The organism is Streptantibioticus cattleyicolor NRRL 8057 = DSM 46488 (assembly GCF_000240165.1).
Classification (GTDB): Bacteria; Actinomycetota; Actinomycetes; order Streptomycetales; family Streptomycetaceae; genus Streptantibioticus; species Streptantibioticus cattleyicolor.
Genome location: NC_017585.1, coordinates 1,018,844 through 1,040,179, shown reverse-complemented (window position 1 = coordinate 1,040,179; position 21,336 = coordinate 1,018,844). Strand labels below are relative to the sequence as shown.

Sequence of the window (21,336 nt, the reverse complement as noted above, 5' to 3'; positions counted from 1 at the left end):
CGGGCCGCCCGGGGCGACCCGTCCCGGGCGGCCCGTCCGCGGGGATTCGCACGGCGGGCACGTCACGCCTTGGTGGCCAGCGGTCGCCACGCGTTCCAGGTGTCGAGGCGCCGCTGGTAGACGGCTTCGACGACGGGGTAGGGGTAGTCGCCGAGGAAGAGCCGCAGGGGTGGTTCGTCGGTGTCGACGAGTTCGAGGATGACGTCGGCGGTGGGCCGCGCGTCCTGGGGCGCGCGGGCGGTGGCGCCGGCCCGGCGGGCCTCGCGGACCGGTTCGTACGCGGCGATGGGTTCGGTGTGCACCGCGGACGCGCCGGACCAGTCGGTGCCGTAGGGGCCGGGTTCGACGATGGTGACGTGGATGCCGAGCGGCCCGACCTCCTGGGCGAGCGCTTCGCTCATCCCCTCCAGGCCCCACTTGGAGGCGTTGTACAGCCCCAGGGTGGGGAAGCCGGCGAGGCCGCCGAGGCTGGAGACCTGCACGATGTGTCCGCTCCCCCGGGCGCGCAGGAACGGCAGCGCGGCCTGCGTCACCCACAGCGGGCCGAACAGGTTGGTGTCGAGCTGGGCGCGGGCCTGCTCCTCGGTGGCCTCCTCGACCATGCCGAACAGGGCGTAGCCGGCGTTGTTGACGACCACGTCGAGGTGGCCGAAGGTGTCGACGGCCCGGTGCACGGCCGCGGTGACGGCGGAGCGGTCGGTGACGTCGAGGCGGAGCGGGAGGACGTCGTCCCCATAGGTTTCGACGAGGGGGCGCAGGGTCTCGAGGTCGCGTGCGGTGGCGGCGACGCGGTCGCCGCGGGAGAGCGCGGCGTCGGCCCAGATCCGGCCGAAGCCGCGGGACGCGCCGGTGATGAACCAGGTCTTCATGGCTCGATCCTGCGCGGGCCGCCGGATTCCAGCCAGCACCCCGGGAGGGTTACCCTGCGAGGATGGCAGTCGACAACGTGCTGGGGGAGTTCCTCAAGGCCCGCCGGGGACGGGTCCGGCCGTCGCGCGCGGAGCGCTCCGCCCCGGGCCGGCGCCGGGTCGCGGGGCTGCGCCGGGACGAGCTGGCCCGGCTCGCCGGGATCAGCGAGCCGTATCTGACCCGGCTGGAACAAGGCGTCGACCGCCACCCGTCACCCCAGGTGCTCGAGGCGCTCGCGCGGGCGCTGGAGCTGGACGCCGACACCTCGGCCCACCTGTTCGCCCTCGCCGCCCCGGGCCCCGGCCGGCCCGCCGAGGCCGAAGTCGCCCCGGACGTCCACCAGTTGCTCGACGCGTGGGTGGACAGCCCGGCCTACGTGCGCAACCGGCGCCTCGACGTGCTCGCCGCGAACAAACGGGCCCGCGCGCTCGCGGCGATGTACGAGCCCGGACACAACCTGGCCCGGGAGGTGTTCCTCTCCCCCGCGACCCGCCAACTCCTCCCCGACTGGCCGGAGATCGCCGCACAGACCGCCGCCGCCCTGCGCGCCGAGGCCGACCCGCGCGACCCCGCCACCGCACGGCTCGTCGCCGAACTGGAAGCGGACGACGACTTCCGCCGCCTGTGGGCCCGGCACGACGCCCGCCCCTCCCGCGACGAACTCAAACGGTTCACGCATCCGGACGTCGGCGAACTGACCCTGCGACGCCAGTCGCTCACCGTCGGCGGCGCCGAACAGCACGTGATCATCGTCTACCAGGCCGCCCCGGGCAGCCCTTCCGCGGATGCCCTCGCCAGGCTGATCTGAGCCGCGGGGGAGCCGGGGCCGTCGCGCGGCCCCCGGTCACCCCTCCCCCGTCGGCAACTCCCGGCCGGACACCAGCGTCTCGGCGTACGAGAAGACATGGCCGGCCCCGACCTCGACGGGGGCCAGCGTGGCGAAGTCGTCGTCGGGGGTGTCGAGGAAGCGGAGTTGGGCGGTGCCGGTCCAGATGTCGGCGAACTCGACGTCGGTGACGTGGGAGGCGGACAGGGGGGCGGGGCGGGGGTCCGGGGTGGTCCAGGGCGGGGTGACCAGGCTGTGCACCAGGGGGACGGTGTGCAGGCGCGGGGGGTTCGGCGCCGGTGCGGTGAGGGTCACCGATGCCTCGACCACCCGTCTGCCGTGCACGGACAGGGCGCCGGCGAACAGCCCGTTCTCCTGCCTGCGCGAGCCGGCCCGTCCGGGCAGTCCGTGCCTGGTCTGGTGGACGGCGCCGTACTGTTTGGGCATCCCCTGCACCCAGCCGCGTACCAGCGGCACGGCCTGGTCGACCCAGGCGTACGGGCACCGTGCCATCGCCTCGTCCCGGTAGGCGCAGCCGAGCAGGATGAGGAATTCGGAGAACTGGCTGCGGGACGGGTCGGTCAGTTCCGCGCCGGAGTCGGAACACCACTGCCAGGTGGCGAAGACCGCCGCGGCGGCGCCGGGGTCGGGGCCGAGGGTGAGGCCGGGCGGCAGGAAGCGGGCGGCGGCGTCCGGGTCGACCCGGTAGTCGACCATGGTGATCTCGCCGGAGAAGTGCCACGGCGGCGGGGTGAGCATCGCGGCGCGTCCCGACGGGGAGAGCGGGAGGCTGTAGCCGTGCGGGCCGTGTCCGTCGGCCTCGGGGGCGGGGGGCACGGGGACGGTCGGGGGCATCTGCGTTCTCCCAGCGGGTGTCGGCGGTTCCTGACCTCCAGGAGCCTGGCGGAAGACGTACGGGCCTGGTGGGTGGTGGATGACATACCCGCCGCCACCGGGTCCATGCCCGGCGGGGAACACACCCGGCGACCGTGCGGGCACCGCACGGCACCGCTCCGCGCGCGCCGGGCGGCGCGGCCGGGGATGCTGGGGGTATGGAGGCGTTGCGGGTGATCGTGGATCCGCCGGCGGCCGACGGTGGCCGGCGGGTGTGGGTGGGCCACGAGACGGTGGGCCTGGCGTACTGCCGGGCCGACGTGCTGGACTTCCTGCGGCGGGCGGGGCTCGACCCGGAACGCGTCCGGCTGGAGGACGCCGAGCAGATCGAGTGGCACGGCGGCGGCCCGGGGAGCTGGGGCGCGCGCGAGTGACGCGGCTCGCGCACGCCCGTGCCGGGTTCGCGTCAGCCCTCCTCGTCCAGGTGTATCGCGGCGGCCGGGCAGACCGTGGCCGCCTCGCGCACCACGGGGTGCAGCGAGGCGTCCGGGGCCGCGTCCAGCAGCACGACGACGCCGTCCTCGTCACGCTGGTCGAAGACATCGGGGGCGAGCAGCACGCACTGGCCGGCGCCGCAGCACTTCTCCTCGTCGACGGTGATCCTCACGGGCGGTTCTCCTTCGGTGCGGGGCGGGGGGTGACGGGGGCGAGCAGCAGTCCGGTGATGGCGTCGGTCAGGGAGGTGGCGGTCTCCTCCCAGGAGGGCTGGAGGGCGCCGGTGCCTTCGGCGAGGGCGCGTTCCCGTTCGGCGCAGGTGTGAATGATCAAGTGGCGGGCCATCTCGCCGCGTTCGGCCCGGACGCGTTCGGGCAGGGCGGCCAGGCAGCGGTCGAGGCCGTCCACGGTGCGGCGCAGTGTGTCGCGGGTGAGGGCCTCGTCGGTGACCATGGCACGCGTCATGGGGTCGGTCATGATCTGGACGGCGCAGCGCGCGTACCAGGAGGGGGTGCCGAGGGTGGCCAGGTGGACGGGGACGGGGCGTACCAGGCAGGCGACCCAGTCCCGTAGTTCCGCGCTGTCGGCGGTGCGGGCGAGCATCGCGCGGCGGATGTCCTCGATGGGTTCGGTGTGCCGGCGCATGATGGCGCGGACGAGTTCGGTCTTGCCGCCGAAGTGGTAGCCGACGGCGGTGTTGTTGCCCTGGCCGGCGGCTTCGCTGATCTGCCGGCTGGAGACCGCGACCAGGCCGTGTTCGGCGAAGAGCCGTTCGGCGGCGGTCATGATGGCCTCCCGGGTCCCGGCCGCCCGGTCGGCGCGGACGGTGCGGCCCGCCATGTTCACCACCGCACCGGCAGTTCGCGCAGCGGGGTGGTGAGCAGCCCCTCGACGCCGCGCAACGCGCCCGGGTCGGTGGCGAGTTCCAGGGTGGGCAGCCGGCGCAGCAGTACGTGGAGCACCGCTTGCAGTTCGGTGCGGGCCAGCGGCTGGCCGAGGCAGGAGTGGGCGCCGGAGCCGAAGGTCAGATGCGGGTTGGGGGTGCGGCCCAGGTCCATCCCGCCGGCGTCCGCGAAGGCGGTCTCGTCCCGGTTGGCCGCCTGCATGCTGCACACCACGGTGGTGCCGCGGGTGAGCGTGCCGCTGGGTATCTCGACGTCCTCGTGGACGTAACGCAGCATGCCGAAGCCGTTGTTGGGGTCGAAGCGCAGCGCCTCCTCGACGGCCGTGCGCACCAGTGCCGGGTCGGCGAGCAGGCGTTCCCAGCGCCGCCGGTCGGCCAGCAGGTGGGCCACCGTCTTGGCGATGAAGCCGGCGGTGGTCTCGTGTCCGGCGAGCAGCAGTGCCTGGCCGGTGGCGACCAGCGCGCGTTCGGACATCGGCGCGCCGTCGGCGTCGGTGGAAGTGAGCAGCCGGCTGAGCAGGTCGTCGCCGGGGCGGGTGCGCTTGGCCGCGAGGAGCGCGGCCATGTAGGCGGTGAACTCCCGCTGGGCGGTGGCGAGTTCGTCGCGGGTGTAGCGGGTCAGATTGAGGAAGGCGTCGGACCAGTGCTTGAAGTCGTCCCGGTCGCCGTCCGGGACGCCGAGCATGTCGCAGATGACCAGCACCGGCAGCGGGAAGGCCAGGTGGGCGACGAGGTCGGCGGGGCCGCCGGGTGCCACCATGGCGTCGATCAGCCGCTCGGCGGTCTCCTCGATGCCGGGCCGCAGCGCCACCATCCGCTTGGCGGTGAACCACTTGCCGACCATCCGGCGCCACCGCTCGTGCCCCTCGTCGTTGAGCGCCCTGGCCATCTCTCCGGTGAAGACACCGCCCGAGTCGTCGGCCGCGACCCGGGCCGCGTCGGGCCGCTGCAACCCTTCACGGCTGAGCCGGGGGTCGGAGAGTGCCAGCCGTACGTCCGCGTACCGGGTGAGCAGCGTCGCCTCGTCGCCGCTGGGCAGCGTGACGCGCGCCACCGGGCACCCCTCCCACAGCCGTGCCCACTCCTCCGGCGGCTCCAGCGCCGCCGGGCCGGCCAGCGGGTAGCGCAACGTCTCCGCGTCCTGGACCTCGCTCACTGCGTTCTCCTTCGTACGCCGGTGCGAATGTACCGGGGCCCAGCCAACCCGCGCTCCGGTCCCTAAGTCAAGCAACTGCCTTAATCGGCACCGGAGTTGACCCTGCCTCCAGCGAAACGTTTGCGTTTCGAAACGACAGCGTTTACCTTATGGGCGTACGAAACGGTTTCGATTCGATAGGACGAACGTGACCCCGACGCCCGAGACAACGGCACCCGCGACCCGTCGCACCCGGCTGACTCCGCAGCGTGAGGCCGAGTTGTACGAGGCGGTGCTCGACCTGCTCCGGGAGGACGGGTACGACCTGCTGACCATGGACGCGGTGGCGGCGCGCTGCAAATGCAGCAAGGCGACGCTCTACCGGCAGTGGCAGGGCAAGCCCCGGCTGGTCGCCGCCGCGATGCGGCACGGCCGGCCGTTCAGCCTGGACGACGTGGACACCGGTTCGCTCCACGGCGACCTCCACGAGCTGGCCCGCCGGCTGGGCGAGGCCAAGAAGGACGTCCGGCTGATACGGGCCGTCGCGCCCGCCGTGCCCAGGAACGCCGACCTGGCCGAGGCGCTGCGGGAGACCCTGGTGCAGCCGGAGATCGACCTCATCGGGACCCTGCTGGCGCGGGCCGTGGCACGCGGTGAGGTCGCCGCCGACGCCCCGGCCGCCGCCTTCGTACCCCATCTGCTCAGCGGCGCCGTCTTCGCCCGCCCGCTCATCGAGCAGCTCGACGCCGACACCGACTACCTCCAGCGCTTTCTCGACGCCGTGGTGCTGCCGGTGCTCACGCGCCGGTGACCGCCGTCCCGGACCAACCGGTGAGGAAGACCAGGAACAGGAGAACCACCCCCATGCACGCCGCACCGGTCGACATATCCGTCGGCTCCGACGCCCCGGCGGCCACCGCGTCCGCCCGCGGGCCCGCACCCGTATCCCGGCACCGCTGGTGGACGCTGGCCGTGATCGGCCTCGCCCAGCTGATGGTGGTGCTGGACGCCACCATCGTCAACATCGCCCTGCCGTCCGCCCAGCACGACCTGGGCTTCTCCAACGACGGCCGGCAGTGGATCGTCACCGCCTACTCGCTCGCCTTCGGCAGCCTGCTGCTGCTCGGCGGACGCCTCGCCGACCTGATCGGGCGGCGCACCACCTTGCTGATCGCGCTGGCCGGCTTCGGTGCCGCCTCCGCCCTCGGCGGCGCCGCCAACGGGTTCACCATGCTGGTGGTGGCCCGCGCGTTGCAGGGGCTCTTCGGCGCGCTGCTGGCGCCGTCCGCGATGTCGCTGCTGACCACCACGTTCACCGACGCCAAGGAACGCGCCAAGGCGTTCGGCATCTTCGGTGCCATCGCCGGCTCCGGCGGTGCCATCGGCCTGCTGCTCGGCGGCCTGCTCACCGAGCACCTCAACTGGCGCTGGACGCTCTACGTCAACGTGGTCATCGCGGTCTTCGCCATCGCCGGCGCCGCCGTCTTCGTCCGCCGTGGCGCCCCGGTCGCCCGGCCCAAGCTGGACGTGCTCGGCACCGTGCTGGTCGCGGGCGGACTGTTCGCCGTGGTCTTCGGCTTCTCCAACGCCGAGACGCACGGCTGGGGCAACTGGATGTGCTGGGCGTTCCTGGCCGCCGGCGGCGTGCTGCTGGCGCTGTTCACCTGGTGGCAGACGCGGGCCGTCCACCCACTGCTGCCGCTGCGCGTGCTGGCCGACCGCAACCGCGCCGGTTCGTACGTGTCCGTGTTCATCTCCGGCGCCGGGATGTTCGGGGTCTTCCTCTTCCTGACGTACTACCTGGAGGTCACGCTCGGCTACACCCCGGTGAAGACCGGGCTCTCCTTCCTGCCGATGGTCGGCGCGCTGATGGTGATGGCACAGGTCTCCACCAACATGCTGGTCCCCCGGCTGGGCCCCAAGCCGGTGGTACCGGTCGGGATGGCGCTGGCGGCCGGCGGCATGGTGTGGCTGACCGCGCTCGGCCTGCACAGCTCGTACGCCGCGCACGTGCTGCCGCCGCTGCTGCTGCTCGGCGTCGGCCTCGGCATGGTGATGCCCCCGGCGATGAGCCTGGCCACCCTCGGCGTGGCCGGTGAGGACCAGGGCGTGGCCTCCGCCACCGTCAACACCATGCAGCAGGTGGGCGGTTCGATCGGCACCGCGCTCTTCAACACCCTGGCCGCCACCGCGGCGACCGACTACGCCAGGAACCACCTCGGCACGGCCGACCTGGCCGGCCACGCCGCCCTGCACAGCTACGCCACCGCCTACGCCTGGGCGGCCGGGTTCTTCGCCGTCGGGCTGGTCGTCGCGGTGCTCGTCTACCGCAGGGGCCGCCCCGTCGCCACCGCTCCCACCCCCGCTCCGGCGGCCACCGAGCGGACCCCCGCCCCGACGGTCACCCCGCCGCCCGCGTCCGGCCCGGTGGTCGGCGGCCGGGTGCTCGACGCCTCCGGGGCCCCGGTGCCGGGTGCCGTGGTGACCCTCGTCGACCAGCGGGGCCGTCAGCTCGGCCACGCCACCGCCGCGCCGGACGGCCGGTACGCCGTCGCCCGTCCGGCCCCCGGACAGTACGTGCTGGTGGGTTCCTCCGTCGGCCGCCGGCCCGGTGTCGTCACGCTCGCCGTCGGCGAGACCGGCGCCGAGGCCGACCTGGTGCTCGCCGGCAACGGCACCCTGTCCGGAACGGTACGGGCCGAGGGCGCCCCGGTCGCGCGGGCCCTGGTCGTGGTGGCCGACGCGCACGGTGAGGTGGCGGCCTCCGTCACCACCGGCGACAGCGGGGAGTACCACGTCCCCGGCCTGGTGCCGGGTGACTACACCGTCGCCGTCAACGCGGCCGGCCACCGGCCCGCCGCCGCGCAGACCACGGTGGACGGGGTGGACCCGGTCGTCCTCGACGTCCAACTGCCGGTCGGCGCGCGGCTGCACGGCACGGTCCGCGACCCCGCCGGGCGGCCGGTGCCGCAGGCCCGGGTCGCCCTGCTGGACGCCAACGGCACCACCGTCGACACCCGGATCACCCCGGAGGACGGCGGCTACGCCTTCGCCGACCTCGCCCACAGTGAATACACCCTGGTGGCCAGCGGCTACCCGGCGGTGGCCACCCAGGTCACCGTGGACGGCACCGGCCGGGACGACCTGGAGGTGTGGCTCGCCCACGAGTAGCGCCCGGCCCCGCCCTGCCGCCGTTCAGGGTGTCCGCGGAGGCGTCCCCGTGCCCGCCGGGTAGACGGGCACGGGGACGGGCGGAGCGGCCGGCCGTCGGCGCCCGGAGAGGAACGGTGTGTTCAGGTGACGCATGTGGCGGTGGCGGTGGACGGCTCGGAACCCTCGCGCCGGGCCGTGGAGTGGGCGGCGGACGAGGCCGCGCGGCGCGGGGTGCCGCTGCGCGTGGTCCACGCCTCGTTGTGGGAACGGTACGAGGGCGAGGACGACGACTTCGCGCGGGCCCGGCTGGCCGCCCGGCGGCTCGCCTCCGACTTCGCCGCCCACGCGTCGTCCCGCCGGCCGGAGGTGACGGTCGGCACCGAGGTGATCGGCGACGAGACCGTTCCGGCGCTGCTGGCCGCCGGGTCCGAGGCGGCCCTGCTGGTGATGGGGTCGCGCGGACACGGCGGCTTCGAGGGGCTGCTGGTGGGGTCGGTGACGTTGCGGGTGACCTCGCGGGCCGACTTCCCCGTGGTCGTGGTGCGGGGTGAGGAGCCGCCGCCCCCGCGCGGCCGGGTCGTCCTCGGCGTCGGCACCCACGAGTTCCCCGGGCCCGCCGCCGAGTTCGCCGCCCAGCAGGCCCGCGCCCGGTCCGCCGTCCTCCAGGTCGTCCACGCCTGGCAGCCGGACGTGGACTTCTCCGGGATCTCGGTGGTCCTCGACCCGGGCCGGGCCCAGCAACGGGCGCAGGCACTCCTGGCGAGCGTCACCGCGGGCCTTGCGGACACCGCCCCGGACACCGAGGTCGGCGCGGACGCGGTGCCCGGCCCCGCGGCCCCCGCCCTGCTGCACGCGGCGGACGCCGCCGACCTCCTCGTCCTCGGCTCCCGCCGCCGCCACGGCCACCTCGGCGCCGTCACCCACGCGCTCCTGCACCACGCGCGCTGCCCGGTGGCCGTCGTCCCGCTGCCGCGGTAAATCGCGTGCCACGCCGCCGAGTCGGGCGTACGGTCGGCGCTCATGGAGGACGAGGACGGGTACTTCGGCGAGGCCGTCGCGGCGCGTTACGACACCTCGGAGGCGGAGACGTTCCGGCCGGAGGCGGTGGAGCCGGTGGCCGGCGTGCTCGCCGAGCTGGCCGGGGACGGCCGGGCGCTGGAGTTCGGCGTCGGCACCGGGCGGATCGCCCTGCCGCTGGCCCGGCGCGGGGTCGCGGTGCACGGCATCGACCTCTCCCGCGCCATGGTCGCCCGGCTGCGCACGACCTGCCAAACCCGGTGGTGACGCCGTCGGCGTGACGGTCGGCGACTTCGCCACGACGCGGGTGCCGGGCCCGTTCTCGCTGGCGTATCTGGTGTACAACACGATCAACAACCTGACGTCGCAGGACGCCCAGGTCGCCTGCTTCGCCAACGCCGCCGCCCATCTGCGCCCGGGCGGCTGCTTCATCGTCGAGGTCGGGGTGCCGGAGTTGCGCCTGCTGCCGCCCGGGCAGACCGCGGTGCCGTTCCGCACCGGTCCGGTCCGGTGGGGGTTCGACACCTACGACCCCGCCACGCAGGCGATGACCTCGCACCATCTGACGATCCGCGACGGCCGCGCCGAACACCGGTCGGTGCCGTTCCGTTACGTCTGGCCCGCCGAGCTGGACCTGATGGCGCGGCTGGCCGGGATGCGTCTGCGGCACCGGTGGGAGGACTGGTCGCGGGCGCCGTTCACCGGGGAGAGCCGCAAGCACGTGTCGGTGTGGGAGAAGCCCGCCGCGTGACCCGCCCCGTGGGGAGCGTGCGGACGCGCGTGTTCCCCTGCGGGTCCGGCCCGCTTCGTGCCAGGCTAAGGGCTGTCCCGTAACTGCTGGTCACGGGTGAGATGATCTGGCTGTGTCTGGTGTGATCACGGCGTCTGAGCCCTCCTGGATAGCCCCGTTCACTGGGCTGAGCCCGCGCCAGTTCGGCAAGCTGATCACCGCGCTCCGGCGTGAGGGTGTGGACCCGGTGCGCAAGGGTCGGCCATGGAGCCTGCCGCTGGAGGACCGCGTGCTCCTGATCGCCGCGTACTGGCGGACGAACCTGACCCTGCGCCAACTGGCCCCGCTGTTCGGGGTGTCCAAGTCGGCGGCCGACCGCATCATCGACCACCTCGGGCCCGCGCTCGCGCTCCAGCAGCGCAAGCGGTTCCGCAAGGACACCGTGCTCATCGTGGACGGCACCCTCGTTCCCACCCGTGACCACACCATCGCCGAGCAGTCCAAGAACTACCGGTACTCCACCAACCACCAGGTCGTCATCGACGCCGACACCCGGCTCGTCGTCGCGGTCGGCCGACCAGTCGCAGGCAACCGCAACGACTGCAAGGCGTGGGAGCTGTCCGGCGCGAAAGACGCCGTCGGCAAGACCACGGTCATCGCAGATGGCGGCTACCGGGGCACCGGCCTGGTCATCCCGCACCGCCGCGAGAAGGGCCAGACCGAACTCCCGGAATGGAAGGAGGAGCACAACGCCTCCCACCGCAAAGTCCGCGCCCGTGTAGAGCACGTCTTCGCCCGGATGAAGGGCTGGAAGATCCTTCGCGACTGCCGGCTGAAGGGCGACGGCGTCCAGCACGCCATGCTCGGCATCGCCCGCCTGCACAACCTCGTCCTTGCCGGGTGACGCAGAAACCAGCAGGCCACCAGACCCGTCAGAGATCATTTACGGGACAGCCCTTACGGAGATGGATTCCCTGGACGGTCTCGTGTGCCTGCTGAGCGATCCGGTGACCGAGGCGGACATCGCCGCGGCGCACGCGGCGGGCCGGCACATCCATCTGCTCGCCGACGGCCGGGAGACGTGTCTGTACGACGACCCCGGCTGCGCGGCCGAACCCGACCCGGCCGGTCCGCCGCACCGGACTCCGGCCCGCACCTAGGCTCACGCAAGAGGGCCGAACCGGCCGTTGTGCGCGGGGGTTTCGGCCATCCGGCCGTGATGTCCCAGCGGCGCCGCGCACCGTCTCCGTAGCGTCCGGTCGGCGAGGGGACAGGGGGGATGTCGTGGGCCGGACGGGCCTCGGTGCCGGTCGGCGGGCGGTGGTGTGTTCCGAGTCCCGAGACCGACCCCCCAAGGAGAGGACCCGCCGATGTCGACCTCATCGCAGCCGGAACGCCGCACGACGCCGCCGGAGCCCCGGACGACCAGCCGCCGCACGGCGTTGAAGGCAGGCATGGGCCTGGCGCTGGGCACCGGGCTGCTCGGCGCCACCCCCGCCGCCGCCCGGACCCGCGCGCCCAGGGCACCGCTGTACCAGAGCGGCACCTCGCTGTGCGACCAGCCCGGCGACTCCGCGTCCCAGCAGGGCCTGGGCTCCGGGGACCTGGGCATCCCCTACTTCCGGGAACACGACAACAGCTGGGGCTACGTCTTCGGCGACTCGTGGACCGGCATCCAGCAGACCGGTACCTACATCGGCTCGCCGGTGATGCTCAACCAGGCGAACTTCGACGCCTCCGGGGCGACCCCGATCTCGTTCACCTGGGCGATGCCCACCGGCGGCCACGCCGGGCAGCTCTTCGACTACCGGCACCAGCAGGACAACGGGTACGGCTGGGAGTTCAGCCGGATCCCCAACGACTGCATCGAGTTCGGCGGGCGCACCTACATCCAGTACACCTCGGTGGCCACCTGGACGCCGCCGGCCGGCTACGACGGCTCGCTGATGTCCGGCGTCGCCTACTCCGACGACTACGGCGTGACCTGGCAGGACTACCCGTACCACTGGGCCGGTGACACCAAGGGGGTCAACCAGTCGCTGTACGGGATGTGGTCGTTCGCGGGCATCGACCCGGACGGCTGGCTGTACATCTTCTCCAAGCGCTGGAACGGCAGTCACGTCAACACCGCCGACGGCGGGGCGATCCAGCTGTTCCGCATCCGCCCGGACGACTTCCGCGCCGGGAACTTCGGCGCCCAGCAGAACTGGGCGTATCTCAACGGCTCCTGGCAGTGGACCACGGCCGCCCCGCCGTCGGTCATCCTGTCCGGGAACAACATCGGCGAGTTCTCCGTCAAGCGGATCGGCAACACCTACTGCATGAGCTACTTCGACGTGCAGGACTACTCGATCTGCACGCGCACCGCGCCCCGCCCGGACGCCGTGTGGAGCGCGCCCACGCCGCAGATCGTCGGCAACAACACCTGGCCGGCGAGCCACTGGGGCAAGCCTCAGGTGCCCTACCTCTACGGCGGTTACATCCACCCGGGCAGCGCCAGCGCCACCTCGCTGACCCTGATGGTCTCGCAGTGGAACGGCAAGCAGAACCAACCGCCCTACTGGGTCCTCCAGTTCGACGGCATCAACCCCTGATCGCATCCGCGGTGCCGCCGGGCTCGGCGCGTCCGGCCCGGCGGGCCCGGAAGGCGGCGGTCTTGGCGCGGGACTGGCAGGCCGTGCCGCAGAACTGGCGGGCGGCGTTGCGTGAGGTGTCGACGTAGACCCGGTCGCAGCGCACCGCCTGGCAGACGCCGAGCCGGCCGGCGAGGCCGCCGCCGATCAGCATGGCGAGCCCGGTGGCGCAGCCGGCGCCCCACCCCACGGCGAGGGAGTCGTCGGCGCCGTGGAAGTGCACCTGCCAGGGCTCGCCGGTGGCGCGGTCCAGTTGCGGGCGGGCCCCGGTGGAACGCAGCAGCGCGTTGAGGGTGCCGGCCGCGTCGTCGAGCCGGCCGGCCTGCACGGCTTCGAAGACGACACGCAACCGCGCCGCGGTGTCGGCGAGTTGGCGTGACTGCTCGTGGCCGAGCAGGTGCCGGTCGGCGGCCGGGACGTCCAGCGCGGCGGCGACGGCGCCGGGCAGCTGTGCGCCGCGTGGCGCGGTGTACGGCTTGCCGCGCGCCGCGCCGTCGGTGAGCGCGTTGACGAGGGAGACGGCCGCGTCCAGCAGCACCGCCATGTGACTGTCGAACAACACTTGACCAGTTACCTCCGCCACCCCTAGCGTTCGTCACCGACGATATCCGGTTCGTCGGTGACGGGATACGGGGGGGGACGATGACGCGTGACGGACGGCTGCCCCGGGCCCTGTGGCCGCTGCTGGTGGCCCGGGGTGTCAACCAGCTCGGGGCGTTCTCGTTGGCGTTCCTCACCGTGCTGCTCACCACCGGACTGCGGGCGGACCTCGGCACCGCGGGGCTGGTCACGGCGGCCTTCGGGGTGGCCACGATCCCGTCCCGGCTGGCCGGCGGACGGCTCGCGGACCGCCTCGGGCGGCGCCGGACGATCGTGCTCGGGCTGACCGGCTGCGCCGTCGCCCAGCTCGGTGTCGCCGCCGCGCGGACGCTGCCGGAGGCGGCCGTCTGCGCGGTGCTGCTCGGCCTCGCCTTCGAGGTGTACGAGCCGCCCAGCCAGGCGCTCGTCGCCGATGTCGTGCCGGCCGCCCAACGGGTGCGTGCCTACGGCCTGTTGACCGCCGCGCCGGCGATCGGCGGCATGGGCTCCGGGCTGCTCGCCGCCGCGCTGGGCCGCTGGGGGCTGCGTCCGCTCTTCGTCGCCGACGCGCTGACGTCCGCCGTCTGCGCCGCCGTCGTCCGGTTCGCCCTCCCCGCCGACCGGCCCGACCGCGCCGCGGGTCCGCGGCACCGCGCGCCCCGGCCGCCCGGCGGCGGTCCGTGGCGTGGCCGGCGGCTGCTCGCCCCGCTGTTCTGCGGCACGGGGTACGCGCTGGTGGTCATGGAGGTGATGACGGCCCTTCCGCTGTCGCTGGCCTGGCACGGTGTGCGCCCGGCGGACGCGGGGTTGCTCTTCACGGTCTCGGCGGCCACCGTCGTCGCCGTCCAGCCCCTGCTGCGCGCCGGGCCACTGGCCGCGTTGCCGCCGTCCGCGCTGCTCGCCCTCGGCCAGGTGCTCGCGGCGGCGGGGCTGGCCGGGTACGCGCTGGCGCACTCCATGGCGGCGATGCTGGCGGCGAGCGTGGTGTGGGGCCTGAGTGGGCCGCTGGTGCAGGGGCCGGCCTGCGCGCTGGTGGCCGAGTTGGCCCCGCCCGGCGCCGGCGCCCGTTACCTGGCGGTGTACGGACTCGGCTGGGGCGTCGCGGCGGTCGGCGCCCCGCTGGTGGGCACCGGGTTGCTGCGTCTGGCGGGCCCGGCCGCCCTGTGGTCGGCGGCGGCCGTGGTCTGTCTGGTGCTCGCCGCCGTCCAGCCGCCGCTCGCCCGCCGGACGCGCCGGCTCAGCACTCCACCAGCAGCCCCCGCACCCCCCGCATCACGAACCCGCCCTCCCGTTCCGGCTCCGCCAGCAACCGCATCCGTGGCGCGCGACGCAGCAACTCGCCGAAGACGGCGGCCAGTTCCAGCCGGGCCAGCGGCGCCCCCAGGCAGTAGTGGATCCCGGCGCCGAGACTGACGTGCGGGTTGTCGGCGCGGGTGAGGTCCAGCCGGTCGGGGGCGGCGAAGGCGGCCGGGTCGTGGTTGGCGGAGCCGAACAGCAGCGCCACCTCGCTGCCCCGGGGGATCCGGGTGCCGCCGATCTCGATGTCGTCCAGCACCCAGCGTTCGAAGAGCTGCAACGGGGTGTCATACCGCATCAGCTCCTCGACCGCGCCGGGCAGCAGGGTGTGGTCGGCGCGGAGCGCGGCGAGCTGGCCGGGGTCGCGGAAGAGCGCCCACCAGCCGTTGCCCACCGTCTTGACGGTGGCCTCGTGGCCGGCGTTGAGCAGCAGCACGCAGGTGGAGACCATCTCCTGTCCGGTGAGCCGGTTGCCCTCGTCGTGGGCCGCGATCAGCGCGCTGATCAGGTCGTCCCCGGGGTGGGTGCGCCGGTGGGCGATCAACCCCCGCAGGTAGTCGGAGAATTCGACGCTCGCCCGCACCGCGCGGCGTGCGCTCTCCTCGTCCGGGTTGAGTTCGTACATCCGGCAGATGTCGGCCGACCAGGGGCGCAGCAGGCCCCGGTCGGCGGCCGGGATGCCCAGCATCTCCCCGATGACGGCCACCGGGAGCGGTTCGGCGACCGTGGCCATCAGGTCGCCGCCGCCCTCGGCGAGGAGCGCGTCCACCCGTTCGCGGGCGAGCCGCCGCACGGTCGGGGCCAGCTCCTCCACGGTGCGCGGGGTGAACGCCGTGGAGACCAGGCGCCGGATGCGGGTGTGGTCCGGCGGCTCCAGGTCGAGCAGCCCGTGGCCGTTGAGCACGTGGAACGGCTCGTGTTCCGGCGGCGGCGGGGTGCGCCCGAACTCCTCGTGGCTGAAGCGGTGCAGATAGGTGCGGCCCAGCCGCCGGTCGCGCAGCAGCGCCCGTACGTCCGCGTGGCGTGGCACCAGCCACTGCCGGGACGGCTCGAACCAGTGGACGGGGCCGGCCTCACGCAACCGCGCGAAGCCCGGGTAGGGGTCGGCGACGAACTCCGGCGACCACGGGTCGAAGACGGCGGTGGCTTCCATGGACGGATGCTAGCCCTGTCGTCAGCCGGACGGCACGGTGCGCGGCGGGAGCGGAAGCGGCAGTCCGGGCAGGCCGTCCAGGCTGGTGGCGATGTGTTCCTTCTTCTCGAAGTAGCGGGCCAGCGAGTCGTCGTCCTCGCGCTCGAAGCGTCTGCGGTGCAGGTCGCGGTCGGCGTCGTAGGACATGAGGGGCACGCCGTAGCCGCAGGTGTCGCGGATCAGTTCGGCGGTGACCACGATGACGGCGCGGACGCCGTGTGCGCCGGGGTCGGGGTGCGGGAAGCGGGCCAGGAGGTCCTCGAAGCGCGGGTCGTCGCGGAAGACCGGCTCGCCGCGGCCGTGGACCCGCACGATGTCGGGCGGGCCCTGGAAGGCGCACCACATCAAGGTGATGCGGCCGTTCTCCCGCAGGTGCGCGATGGTCTCGGCGTTGCTGCCGGCGAAGTCCAGGTAGGCGACGGTGTGTTCGTCGAGCACCGTGAAGGAGCCGGTGAGGCCCTTGGGCGAGAGGTTGACCGTGCCGTCGCCGGAGAGCGGGGCGGTGGCGGTGAAGAAGATCGGCTGTGCCTCGATGAATGCGCGGAGCCTTCCGTCGATGCGTTCGTAGGTCTTTCCCATGGCGTCGATTATCGTCCGCCCGGCCCGTTCCGGCACCGGTGCCTCACCTGCCGGTCGACCGGGGCGGGGGTGCGGGCGGGCCTGTCCGGCTCCGTCGCGGGACAGGCCCGGCCGGGTCAGCCGCGGGGCAGCACCTCGGGCAGGACGGTGGTCAGCCCGCGCCAGTCGCAGGAGACGACGCTGGCGTGGGCGGCGGCGAGTTGCGCCACTCTGGCCCGGGCCTGGTCGACCGGCGGGGCGGTGTCGTCCAGCGCCGGGGCGACGTTCTGCGCGTCGGTCATGACGAGCAGGTAGTGGTTGGTGTCGTACCAGGAGGTGTCGATGCCGCCGAGGTAGGTCGCCGCGTCCCCGTCGAAGACGACGAACCAGGGGCGCAGCCCCGCGTCGGCGTAACGGGTACGCGGGTCGCCGGCGGCGGCGCCGAGGACGCTGGGGAAGATCTGGGCGCTGCCGAGGGTGCCGGCCGCGGCCAGGTCGCGCAGGTGGCCCGCGTACTCGACGTCGGTCCACAGGTGGTCGAAGGGGTTGGACTCCTCGACGGTGCCGGGGATCACCTCCAGGATCACCTTGCCGGCGAGCGCGGCGCGGCTGGGCCAATTGCCGGCCCGGGCGGCGGTGTCGAGGTCGGGGTAGGCGCCGCCGCCCGCCTTGGCGAGCAGGTCGGCGGGGCGGAAGACGATGTCGCCGAGGTGCTGGGCGACGTAGGAGTCCAGGGCCGCCGGGCCCATCCCTATGGTGGCGTCGAACCCGGCCTTCAGCTCCAGCTTGATCACGACCGGGGGGTGTCCGGGGTGGGCGCCGAGCCACAGGCGGATGTCGTCCAGGCAGGCGCCGAGGTCCTGGTCGCGGTCGCCGCCGTGCAGCCCGGCGGCGGTGGTGGCGGCCACGCAGTTGTTGTCGTCGCCCAGCGGGTTGCCGTGGCTGACGTTCCATTTGTGGGTGAAGACGTTGAACCAGGAGTCGAGTTCGACCATCGACGCCCCGGCGTCCAGCGCGTCGGCGAGGTAGGGGTAGGCGGCCTGGTCGTAGGTGTTGTGGATGCCCACGGTGGTGGCGGCGGCCAGCGAGGCGGTGCCGGGGACGTCGGCCGAGGCGGTGCCGGCCGGGGTGAGGACGGCGGCGGCCAGGGCGGTGGCGGCCAGTAAGGGCGTCAGCAGGCGCCGGACGATGCGGGTGCGCATACCTGTTCTTCCTTGTCGTCGTCGGAGCGGGCCCGCGCACCGTACTGGAGGCCGCGTGGAAGCGCAGCGCGTTTCACCGCCGATTACGCGTGCGGACGGCGGGAGTTGGCCCGGGGCGGCCCGCGCGTCCGAAGTGTTCCGGACAATTCCCGAGGTGTTCACCCACAGGTGTGGGCCGTCGCATTACCCGCCGGTAGTGTGCGCGACCGGCGGCTGCCGCACGGCGCGGGACGCCATAGTTCTGGTCGACCCGTCGGAGTGGGGAGAACTCATGGGGGCAATCAGCAGGCGCCGCTTCGTCACCGGCGCGTCCGCCACCGTCGCCGGTGCCGCGCTCTCCCTGTACGGCGGCGGCCCGGCGTCCGCGCTCGACCGGGCGCTGGCGGCCACCGCGGCGCGCGCGGTGCGGATCGAGGGGACCACGCTGGAGCAGGCCGCCACCGCCACCGGCACGCGGGGCTACCGGCGGCTGGCGGCGGGCCCGGGGTGGCCTCTGGTGGTCCGCGACGACCTCGCCGCGCCGAAGCCCGGCCGCGACGACCGGCGCACCGGGCTGGCCGGTTTCGTCCAGTTCACCGACCTGCACCTGGTGGACACCGAGTCGCCGGTGCGCTTCGAGTACCTGGCGCGCTTCGTCGACAGCGCCTACCGGCCGCACGAGTCGCTGACCGTGCGGGGCGCGTCCTCCCTGGTGGAACGGGTCAACTCGCTGGCCGGCGGCCCCTGGACGGGGCTCCCGTTCAGCCTGGTGATGGCCACCGGTGACAACACCGACAACCACGAGCGGGTCGAACTCGACTGGTACCTGACGGTGATGAGCGGTGGCCGCCTCACCCCCAACACCGGTGACCTGCGAGCCTACGAGGGCGTGCAGAACTCCGGCAACGCCGCCTACTGGAACCCCGAGCTGGCCTACCGGGACGCCTACAAGGCCAAGGGGTTCCCGCAGGTGCCGGGGTTCCTCACGGCCGCGGGGAGCCCGTTCACCGCGCCGGGGCTGCGGGTGCCGTGGTACACCACGATCGGCAACCACGACGACAGCATCGAGGGCTCGCTGCCGGACCTCGGGCTGCTCAACGCGCTCTACACCGGCGACCGCAAGCTGGAGGGGTGCGACGACGCCGACGCGGCCCGGCTCGCCGACGCGCTGCGCCACGACCCGGCCTCCGCCGTCTCCCTCCTCGCCGGTCTGCTGGGCAAGGGGGACGTGCGCAAGGTGACGCCCGACGCGCGGCGCCATCCGTTCACCCCGGCCGAGTTCGCCGCCGCCCACCTCGACCCGGCCCGCACCGGGGCGGGGCCGATGGGCCACGGCTTCACCCGGGAGGCGGTGAGCAGCGGGCGCCTGTACTACACCTTCCCCATCGCGCCCGGGGTGGTCGGCATCAGCCTGGACACCACCAACCGCGCCGGGTTCGCCGACGGCTCGCTGGGCACCGCGCAACTCAGATGGCTGGAAGGGGTGTTGCGGCAGCACAGCGGCCACTGGTACGACACCGACGGCACCGTGGTGCGCGGCACCGGGGACGACGCGTTGCTGGTGGTCTTCAGCCATCACACCAGCGGCACCATGGGCAACCTGCTGCCCGACCCCTACCACCCGTTCGAGGCGCGGCACGACGGCGCGGCGCTGGTCTCCCTGCTCCAGCGCTACCCCAACGTGGTGGCCTGGGTCAACGGGCACACTCACGCCAACCGCATCATCCCGCACGGCCACCCGGTGCCGGAGCGCGCGTTCTGGGAGGTCAACACCGCCTCGCACATCGACTACCCGCAGCACGCCCGCATCATCGAGGTCGCCGACAACGGCGACGGCACGCTCTCGCTGTTCACCACGCTCATCGAGTCCGCCGCCCGGTACGCGACCGACTTCGGTGACACCTCAAACGCCGGCCTCGCCGCGCTCTACCGCGAGCTGTCCTACAACGACCCCTACGCCACACCCGCCGCCAAGCTCGGCGCGCCCGGCGACCACAACACCGAGCTGCTGCTGGCCAGACCGGGCCGCTGACCGGCCCGCGGTCACCCCGTCGTCGGCGAGAATGGGACGACGACGGGGCGACCGGGAGGTGTGCGGCGGATATGACGGGCAAGGGACGTCCGGCGACGTTGCAGGGGATGGCGGACGAACTCGGGTGTGACCTGCCCAAACGATTGCGCCAATCGTTTGGGTACGCCCTCGCTTCCGACGGCAGGGCCGGCCGGGAACGTCAGCGGCCGGCCGCGCGCAGCAGGTCGCGGAGGGCGGTCAGCACCTCCTCGGGGGCCTCCTCGTGCGGCCATCCGTGTCCCGCGCCGGGCAGGATCCGCTGCTCGCCACGGGGTACCGAGGCGGCGAGCCCGGCGTGCAGGTGGCGCTTGGCCTCGTTCATCTCGCGTACGACCGACTCCGACCAGAGCGCGACCTGGGTGGCGTCGAGCCCCATCGCGGTGAGCACGATCAGCGGGACGTCCGGAGGGGCGGTCAGCCGCCGCATCTCACCGGCCACCTCGTCGTGGACGTTGCGGTTCTCGTCCATCCCGGTGCGCCAGCGGGTGAGGTGGTACTCGACGAGCGGTTCGCGGACCGCGTCCGGCCACGCGGCGAAGAGGGGGGCGATCACCTCGCGGGAGCGCTCCAGCTGCTCGGCGGTGGGCTCGGGCGGTTCCTGCGCGGAGAACTCGGCGTTCTTGCGGCGTACCTCCTCGGACGCCCGGGCCAGCATGTCCTCGTGGAACGGGTCCAGCAGCAGCAGTCCGGCCACCTCGTCCGGGTGGGCGCACGCGTACTGCCGGGCGTAGGCGGCGCCGAGTGAGTGGCCCACCAGCAGATAGGGCCCGGGGACGGCGGCGGCGCGCAGCAGGTCGCGCAGTTCGGCGGCGACGTCGGCGGCCGGACGTGGCAGCGGGGCCGGGTCGCTCCAGCCGGTGCCCGCCCGGTCGTACAGGACGCTGGTGGTCAACTCGGCCGTGCGGTCGTGGATGTTGACGTAGTCCAGCCCGACGAGTCCGGCGCCGGGCAGGAAGACAACGGACGGGCCGCCGGTGCCGGAGCGGTGCAGCATCAGCCGGCCTCCGGCCACCTGGTAGTGGCGTCCCAGCGGCGGAACGGACGGGGTGGTGCGGGCACCTGGTCGGGTGACCGTCGACTGCTCGTTCATGTGGTGCGTTCCTCACGGTCGTGCGCCAAAGGTGCTGACGCGGCCAGCCTTTCTCATGTTTGAGAAAGGTATCCGATGTGAGAACGTGTGTCCATGGACACCGTCGACCTCCTGCTGCACCCGGTACGGCTGCGCATCGTGCACGCCATGGCCGGTGAACGGACGCTCTCCACCGCCGAGTTGTGCGCCCTGCTGCCTGACGTCTCCAAGGCCACCGTCTACCGCCACGTCGGTCTGCTGGCCGACGGCGGTCTGCTCCAGGTCGCCGGGGAGCAGCGGGTACGCGGCGCGGTGGAACGCCGTTACCGGCTGCTCCGGGCTCGGGCGGTGGTGGACGCCGACACCGCCGCCGCGCTCTCCCCGGACGACCACCGCCGGGCCTTCGCCGTCGCCACCGCCGCGTTGCTCGGTGAGTTCAGCGCCTATCTCGACCGCGAGGACGCCGACCCCGTGGCCGACCAGGTGGGCTACCGGCAGCACGCCGTCTGGCTGAGCCCCGCCGAACGCGCCGAGTTCATCGAGGAGTTGCGCGCGGTGATTCTCAAGCGCATGGCGCACGGTCCGGCCGCCGGACGCACCCGGCACCTGCTCAGCCCGATCCTCTTCCCGGCCGGCGGACCATCCGGCGAACCGGCCGGGGAACCGGGCGACACGCCCGTCGCGTCGTCCGGAGAGCGGCCGGAGAGTGGGACCTCCTAGGGTCGGGCAGGCACCGGCCACCGCACCGGCCTCG

Annotated in this window: 20 protein-coding genes and 2 pseudogenes; 12 read left to right on the top strand and 10 right to left on the bottom strand. The window is 73.5% G+C overall.

Annotated features, from left to right (window positions below):
• Positions 1-62: 62 nt before the first annotated feature.
• Positions 63-869 (bottom strand): SDR family NAD(P)-dependent oxidoreductase, encoded by an 807-nt coding sequence (locus SCATT_RS32350; RefSeq protein ID WP_014151139.1) that lies wholly within the window; start codon positions 867-869, stop codon positions 63-65.
• Positions 870-931: 62 nt separating this feature from the next.
• On the opposite strand from SCATT_RS32350, the gene SCATT_RS32345 reads away from it, so the two are divergent.
• Positions 932-1,717 (top strand): helix-turn-helix domain-containing protein, encoded by a 786-nt coding sequence (locus SCATT_RS32345; protein ID WP_041823625.1) that lies wholly within the window; start codon positions 932-934, stop codon positions 1,715-1,717.
• A gap of 36 nt (positions 1,718-1,753) precedes the next feature.
• Here SCATT_RS32345 and mppR read toward each other — a convergent pair whose 3' ends face one another.
• On the bottom strand, positions 1,754-2,590 hold the full coding sequence (mppR, locus tag SCATT_RS32340; RefSeq protein WP_014151141.1) for an enduracididine biosynthesis enzyme MppR: 837 nt from the start codon (positions 2,588-2,590) through the stop codon (positions 1,754-1,756).
• A gap of 197 nt (positions 2,591-2,787) precedes the next feature.
• Here mppR and SCATT_RS32335 point away from each other — a divergent pair, with 197 nt between their 5' ends.
• Positions 2,788-3,003, top strand: coding sequence for a hypothetical protein (locus tag SCATT_RS32335; protein WP_014151142.1), 216 nt, complete (start codon positions 2,788-2,790; stop codon positions 3,001-3,003).
• 32 nt (positions 3,004-3,035) lie between these two features.
• Here SCATT_RS32335 and SCATT_RS32330 read toward each other — a convergent pair whose 3' ends face one another.
• The 3 genes from SCATT_RS32330 to SCATT_RS32320 are packed head-to-tail and all read right to left on the bottom strand — an operon-like array spanning position 3,036 to position 5,124.
• Complete coding sequence (locus SCATT_RS32330) at positions 3,036-3,236, bottom strand: ferredoxin (RefSeq protein ID WP_014151143.1); 201 nt, start codon at positions 3,234-3,236, stop codon at positions 3,036-3,038.
• Positions 3,233-3,904: a TetR/AcrR family transcriptional regulator gene (locus SCATT_RS32325; RefSeq protein ID WP_041823628.1), complete on the bottom strand. Its 672-nt coding sequence runs from the start codon at positions 3,902-3,904 to the stop codon at positions 3,233-3,235. The genes SCATT_RS32330 and SCATT_RS32325 overlap by 4 nt, the downstream gene beginning before the upstream one ends.
• 2 nt (positions 3,905-3,906) lie before the next feature.
• Entirely contained in the window at positions 3,907-5,124 is a 1,218-nt protein-coding gene (locus SCATT_RS32320; RefSeq protein ID WP_014151145.1) for a cytochrome P450, read from the bottom strand.
• A 187-nt stretch (positions 5,125-5,311) separates the two neighbouring features.
• Here SCATT_RS32320 and SCATT_RS32315 point away from each other — a divergent pair, with 187 nt between their 5' ends.
• The 7 genes and pseudogenes from SCATT_RS32315 (at position 5,312) to SCATT_RS32280 (ending at position 12,597) form a co-directional block, all read left to right on the top strand.
• Positions 5,312-5,914 (top strand): TetR/AcrR family transcriptional regulator, encoded by a 603-nt coding sequence (locus tag SCATT_RS32315; RefSeq protein ID WP_014626965.1) that lies wholly within the window; start codon positions 5,312-5,314, stop codon positions 5,912-5,914.
• Between the two features lie 53 nt (positions 5,915-5,967).
• Positions 5,968-8,274: an MFS transporter gene (locus SCATT_RS32310; RefSeq protein WP_014151147.1), complete on the top strand. Its 2,307-nt coding sequence runs from the start codon at positions 5,968-5,970 to the stop codon at positions 8,272-8,274.
• 126 nt (positions 8,275-8,400) lie between these two features.
• Complete coding sequence (locus SCATT_RS32305; RefSeq protein WP_231904902.1) at positions 8,401-9,234, top strand: universal stress protein; 834 nt, start codon at positions 8,401-8,403, stop codon at positions 9,232-9,234.
• Between the two features lie 42 nt (positions 9,235-9,276).
• Positions 9,277-10,024, top strand: a pseudogene (locus SCATT_RS37315) (class I SAM-dependent DNA methyltransferase).
• 112 nt (positions 10,025-10,136) lie between these two features.
• Positions 10,137-10,907 carry an IS5/IS1182 family transposase gene (locus tag SCATT_RS32290; protein ID WP_014626964.1) on the top strand — a complete coding sequence of 257 codons (771 nt, stop codon included), beginning with the start codon at positions 10,137-10,139 and terminating at the stop codon, positions 10,905-10,907.
• A 61-nt stretch (positions 10,908-10,968) separates the two neighbouring features.
• A complete protein-coding gene (locus SCATT_RS32285; protein ID WP_014151151.1) occupies positions 10,969-11,163 on the top strand; it encodes a hypothetical protein in 195 nt (64 codons plus the stop codon).
• A 210-nt stretch (positions 11,164-11,373) separates the two neighbouring features.
• Positions 11,374-12,597: a DUF4185 domain-containing protein gene (locus tag SCATT_RS32280; RefSeq protein WP_014151152.1), complete on the top strand. Its 1,224-nt coding sequence runs from the start codon at positions 11,374-11,376 to the stop codon at positions 12,595-12,597.
• Here the strand turns inward: SCATT_RS32280 and SCATT_RS32275 are convergent.
• Positions 12,587-13,180, bottom strand: coding sequence for a CGNR zinc finger domain-containing protein (locus SCATT_RS32275; RefSeq protein WP_014151153.1), 594 nt, complete (start codon positions 13,178-13,180; stop codon positions 12,587-12,589). The two genes, SCATT_RS32280 and SCATT_RS32275, sit on opposite strands and share 11 nt — an antisense overlap.
• Before the next feature lie 98 nt (positions 13,181-13,278).
• On the opposite strand from SCATT_RS32275, the pseudogene SCATT_RS40660 reads away from it, so the two are divergent.
• Positions 13,279-14,433: pseudogene (locus SCATT_RS40660) on the top strand (MFS transporter); the annotation flags it as partial.
• A 19-nt stretch (positions 14,434-14,452) separates the two neighbouring features.
• On the opposite strand, the gene SCATT_RS32265 reads toward SCATT_RS40660, so the two are convergent.
• From SCATT_RS32265 to SCATT_RS32255, 3 genes are all read right to left on the bottom strand, one after another.
• Entirely contained in the window at positions 14,453-15,664 is a 1,212-nt protein-coding gene (locus tag SCATT_RS32265; RefSeq protein ID WP_014151155.1) for a cytochrome P450, read from the bottom strand.
• A gap of 21 nt (positions 15,665-15,685) precedes the next feature.
• Entirely contained in the window at positions 15,686-16,282 is a 597-nt protein-coding gene (locus SCATT_RS32260) for a pyridoxamine 5'-phosphate oxidase family protein (RefSeq protein WP_014151156.1), read from the bottom strand.
• Between the two features lie 116 nt (positions 16,283-16,398).
• The gene (locus SCATT_RS32255) at positions 16,399-17,463 is read right to left on the bottom strand and encodes a phosphatidylinositol-specific phospholipase C domain-containing protein (RefSeq protein WP_014151157.1); all 1,065 of its coding nucleotides are present in this window, start codon (positions 17,461-17,463) and stop codon (positions 16,399-16,401) included.
• Between the two features lie 271 nt (positions 17,464-17,734).
• Here SCATT_RS32255 and SCATT_RS32250 point away from each other — a divergent pair, with 271 nt between their 5' ends.
• The gene (locus SCATT_RS32250; RefSeq protein WP_014151158.1) at positions 17,735-19,474 is read left to right on the top strand and encodes a TIGR03767 family metallophosphoesterase; all 1,740 of its coding nucleotides are present in this window, start codon (positions 17,735-17,737) and stop codon (positions 19,472-19,474) included.
• Positions 19,475-19,673: 199 nt separating this feature from the next.
• Here the strand turns inward: SCATT_RS32250 and SCATT_RS32245 are convergent, their stop codons facing one another.
• Positions 19,674-20,603, bottom strand: a complete 930-nt coding sequence (locus SCATT_RS32245) for an alpha/beta fold hydrolase (protein ID WP_014151159.1) — start codon at positions 20,601-20,603, stop codon at positions 19,674-19,676.
• A gap of 93 nt (positions 20,604-20,696) precedes the next feature.
• Here SCATT_RS32245 and SCATT_RS32240 point away from each other — a divergent pair, with 93 nt between their 5' ends.
• The gene (locus tag SCATT_RS32240; RefSeq protein WP_014151160.1) at positions 20,697-21,302 is read left to right on the top strand and encodes a helix-turn-helix domain-containing protein; all 606 of its coding nucleotides are present in this window, start codon (positions 20,697-20,699) and stop codon (positions 21,300-21,302) included.
• Positions 21,303-21,336: the final 34 nt, after the last annotated feature.

Bases quoted from the DNA above. Each gene is read 5' to 3' on its own strand.
- SCATT_RS32285 (WP_014151151.1), top strand. From the start codon at position 10,969: ATGGATTCCCTGGACGGTCTCGTGTGCCTGCTGAGCGATCCGGTGACC.
- SCATT_RS32265 (WP_014151155.1), bottom strand. From the start codon at position 15,664: ATGGAAGCCACCGCCGTCTTCGACCCGTGGTCGCCGGAGTTCGTCGCC.
- SCATT_RS32350 (WP_014151139.1), bottom strand. From the start codon at position 869: ATGAAGACCTGGTTCATCACCGGCGCGTCCCGCGGCTTCGGCCGGATC.
- SCATT_RS32245 (WP_014151159.1), bottom strand. From the start codon at position 20,603: ATGAACGAGCAGTCGACGGTCACCCGACCAGGTGCCCGCACCACCCCG.
- SCATT_RS32275 (WP_014151153.1), bottom strand. From the start codon at position 13,180: ATGGCGGTGCTGCTGGACGCGGCCGTCTCCCTCGTCAACGCGCTCACC.
- SCATT_RS32335 (WP_014151142.1), top strand. From the start codon at position 2,788: ATGGAGGCGTTGCGGGTGATCGTGGATCCGCCGGCGGCCGACGGTGGC.
- SCATT_RS32250 (WP_014151158.1), top strand. From the start codon at position 17,735: ATGGGGGCAATCAGCAGGCGCCGCTTCGTCACCGGCGCGTCCGCCACC.
- SCATT_RS32255 (WP_014151157.1), bottom strand. From the start codon at position 17,463: ATGCGCACCCGCATCGTCCGGCGCCTGCTGACGCCCTTACTGGCCGCC.
- SCATT_RS32240 (WP_014151160.1), top strand. From the start codon at position 20,697: ATGGACACCGTCGACCTCCTGCTGCACCCGGTACGGCTGCGCATCGTG.
- SCATT_RS32260 (WP_014151156.1), bottom strand. From the start codon at position 16,282: ATGGGAAAGACCTACGAACGCATCGACGGAAGGCTCCGCGCATTCATC.
- mppR (WP_014151141.1), bottom strand. From the start codon at position 2,590: ATGCCCCCGACCGTCCCCGTGCCCCCCGCCCCCGAGGCCGACGGACAC.
- SCATT_RS32280 (WP_014151152.1), top strand. From the start codon at position 11,374: ATGTCGACCTCATCGCAGCCGGAACGCCGCACGACGCCGCCGGAGCCC.
- SCATT_RS32310 (WP_014151147.1), top strand. From the start codon at position 5,968: ATGCACGCCGCACCGGTCGACATATCCGTCGGCTCCGACGCCCCGGCG.
- SCATT_RS32345 (WP_041823625.1), top strand. From the start codon at position 932: ATGGCAGTCGACAACGTGCTGGGGGAGTTCCTCAAGGCCCGCCGGGGA.
- SCATT_RS32325 (WP_041823628.1), bottom strand. From the start codon at position 3,904: ATGGCGGGCCGCACCGTCCGCGCCGACCGGGCGGCCGGGACCCGGGAG.